This is a genomic window from Komagataeibacter europaeus (assembly GCF_002173515.1).
Taxonomy (GTDB): domain Bacteria; phylum Pseudomonadota; class Alphaproteobacteria; order Acetobacterales; family Acetobacteraceae; genus Komagataeibacter; species Komagataeibacter europaeus.
On the sequence record NZ_CP021470.1, the window covers coordinates 1 to 2,895 of the forward strand.

A 2,895-nucleotide genomic window follows, 5' to 3' on the forward strand; every position below is an offset into this window, starting at 1 on the left:
AACGGCTCCGTTGTTCCGGGGGCTGGGGTGGTAATGCGTTGAACGGTGACCATGACCCGACCAAGGGCATCGTGGTCAAAATCAGGATTATCAAAAAATGGCAGAAGGGCTTGGCGAACCTGTTCGGCCTGATCTTCACGAAGTCGATCTTTTTGGGTCTTAAGACGGGTCACGTTCCGCATGTGGGAAACCTCTGTATAGGAGGCCCATTACCTCCCATGTGGTGGGAGCTTATACTCCCACAGTGTGGGAGGTAATGGCAACTCATTTTCGGCAGTTAGCAGCCAAAAAATGAAGATTGGGCAATCCATAGATATAAATAAGATAAAATCTCTCTCTATGGTCTCTCTCTTTTTTCGGTGGAAAACTGCCATTTGAAGCCTACTGGGACGGCCTTACGGCCGCGCGATGCGGCTCCTGCTCCGCACTCGCTCCCAGTTTGAAGATCTATGATTTTTGATGCGTATAATTGCTTTAAAAGTATTATTTGATTACATTTATATATTTATAAGTAGAATCTTTTGGTAAGTTCTCAAAAGGTTGGCCGTATTTAAGTTCCAATGTACCTTTTCCTAAAGAAATTGACTTAAAAAAGAATTTTTCCACTCCACCGCAGCCTACTTTATTTCCGCAGTTTTGGGATTGGACGTACTCCATACCTACTAAAGCGACATTTTTTGGAAGATTTTTAATAATCCAACTGGATCCGGTAGTTGGGTTTGATTCCAATTCAAATGAAAATGTATCATTTAATTTTGATGTTATAGTATCATTACTTGATGCTGCGAAAGCATAGCAAGGAAACATGATAGCTATTAAAGGGATAAACTTTTTCATTTTCTTCCTTTCGGGTATGAAGTATTCCTATAGAGCTGCGTTTTTAACGCCCTCGCCCCCGATCATTATCACGCACACGAAATCGACTAAATGTTTTAGTCCGTTCTCGTTGAGCCTCAACCGCCTGTTCTTGGAGTTTCTGGCGTAGTTGTTGGGCTAGTTTCAGACAGCCCTCGACAACCTTCTCCCGGTATTGCGTCGGAATATCCCTCAGAACCTTCACAAGAGGTCCCAGACGGGTCTGAAGCTGTTTCAGGCTCTCTCTGTCTTCCTTGGCCCGTTTGGTCGCTGTACGGGCAACTGTGGCGCTCTGAACGGCGGGTTCATAATGCTGCTGAACGGTCTGACTTATGCGTTTTGCCACCTGCTCAGGGTCTTCCACGACACGGGTGAAAATCCCTTTCTTGATTACCTGCGGTTCTAGGTCGGCTGGGGTGAGGCTTTTGTGCTCCGGTGCGTACCGTTCCAACGCTCCGTAGTAGGTTTTCAGTTTGGTATGGGTGGCCTTGCTTCCCTCGATGCCGCGTTCCAGTCCGACAGGGCGCCCCACAACTCGCGCAAAATCGGTCTGCATCTCGTTCAGAGCCTTGGCACCGCCAAGGAATCGGCGGCAATTCAGGCGGCCTGTATCGGGGTCTTTCGGCACCACATAGGCCGACAGGTGCGGGGTTTTTTCGTCCCGGTGAATGATGGCAGCGATCACGTTGTCCTTGCCGTGCCGCTCCTGAATCCAGCGCAACGCCTCGTTCAGATACGCCTCCTGGTCAGCGGCCCGGTTCTCGAACGCGCCAGGTGAGGACGTGACCAGGTATTCGATGCACTGGACGGCGTTCTTGCGGATCTTCTCAGGAAGCGCCTTCTCGAACGCGGCCATACCCTGTTTGACGTTCTGCGGTCCGATCAGGTCATTGTCTGGCGTTCTCGTGGAGTCAGCGTTTGGTGTATCCTGTTCCCGGTAGGCGTGCTTCATGGACGCTCGGACGGACTTGGGCGATTTGAGTTTCTGAACCCGAAGAATGGCGAAGTTTGACATGGTGTTTCAGCCCCCTTTCTTCAAAAGGTGGACTTACTACACAATTTGCAAGCAAATTGTCGTAAGCAGGGCGGGGGCATCAGCCCCCATCCCTTGACCCATCCCCTGAATTTTAGACTTCGTTCCAGATGTCGAGACGGTCCAAAAACGGGTGAGAAGAATAGTAGCCGTCAGCTTGTTTGACGCCGGTTTGTACGGTCACCACAGCAAAGCAATTGTTTACACGGCCAGCATCATCCAGCGCATTTTCGCCCGGATTTTCGATGTAGAAACTGCCCTCATCTGCTGGGCCTGAATTGGGAAACTCGCGCAGTGTAATGCCGTGATAGTTTTTGGGTGTGTAATGGTTTTGCACGAGATAGCGCTCAATAGCGGCCACAACATCTCCCTTGCTTTTTGAGGGCACCTTAATGTTTGCCGAGATAGTTTCGGGGGCAATTCCCTCCCAAGTATATCCGTCGATTTTATGCGGAGACATGATGCGAATTGAGGCATAATCAAATGCAGTCATAAAATAATTCCTTGTTGATTAGGCTTTGCCGCCCTGCACGACTTCCAGCTTGGCTCCCGGTTTGGGAATCAGGGCCAATTCTTCTTGCGTGGCGCGGCTGCCGACCTCGGCCACATGCCGGTTCATGTAGTAGCGGACGAGACCCGGCCCCCGCATACCGGCCACCTTTTCACGCTCAGAGAAGATCGCGCCGAACTTCACCAGTTCGCGCATGATCTCGCTGACATGATCGGCTTTTATTCCCACTGCTTCTGCGATTTCCTCACGGGTCAGCATGATCTGGCCGGTGTGTGGGAATAGGTGGTCGAACAAGAGCGTCCAGACGTCCACAGCCTTCATGGGACGCTTACTGTTCTTCATCAGCCACAGGGTGACAGCACGGTTCTGTGCAGGACGGATCATGACGAACGGCTCCGTTGTTCCGGGGGCTGGGGTGGTAATGCGTTGAACGGTGACCATGACCCGACCAAGGGCATCGTGGTCAAAATCAGGATTATCAAAAAATGGCAGAAGG

At 50.7% G+C, this 2,895-nt stretch carries 4 protein-coding genes; all 4 read right to left on the bottom strand.

What is annotated here, in order from left to right; genetic code table 11:
* Positions 1–483: 483 nt before the first annotated feature.
* Entirely contained in the window at positions 484–837 is a 354-nt protein-coding gene (locus S101446_RS17510) for a protease inhibitor I42 family protein (protein ID WP_087609101.1), read from the bottom strand.
* Between the two features lie 43 nt (positions 838–880).
* Positions 881–1,870, bottom strand: a complete 990-nt coding sequence (gene mobV / locus S101446_RS17515; protein WP_087609102.1) for a MobV family relaxase — start codon at positions 1,868–1,870, stop codon at positions 881–883.
* A 112-nt stretch (positions 1,871–1,982) separates the two neighbouring features.
* Entirely contained in the window at positions 1,983–2,381 is a 399-nt protein-coding gene (locus S101446_RS17520) for a hypothetical protein (protein ID WP_087609103.1), read from the bottom strand.
* A gap of 18 nt (positions 2,382–2,399) precedes the next feature.
* Positions 2,400–2,895, bottom strand: a 496-nt coding sequence (locus tag S101446_RS17525) for a helix-turn-helix domain-containing protein (protein WP_087609104.1), incomplete at its 5' end; no start/stop codon positions are given.

What these genes read in the sequence shown, in the direction of transcription:
- S101446_RS17510 (WP_087609101.1), bottom strand. Translation starts at nt 837, where the DNA reads ATGAAAAAGTTTATCCCTTTAATAGCTATCATGTTTCCTTGCTATGCT.
- mobV (WP_087609102.1), bottom strand. Translation starts at nt 1,870, where the DNA reads ATGTCAAACTTCGCCATTCTTCGGGTTCAGAAACTCAAATCGCCCAAG.
- S101446_RS17520 (WP_087609103.1), bottom strand. Translation starts at nt 2,381, where the DNA reads ATGACTGCATTTGATTATGCCTCAATTCGCATCATGTCTCCGCATAAA.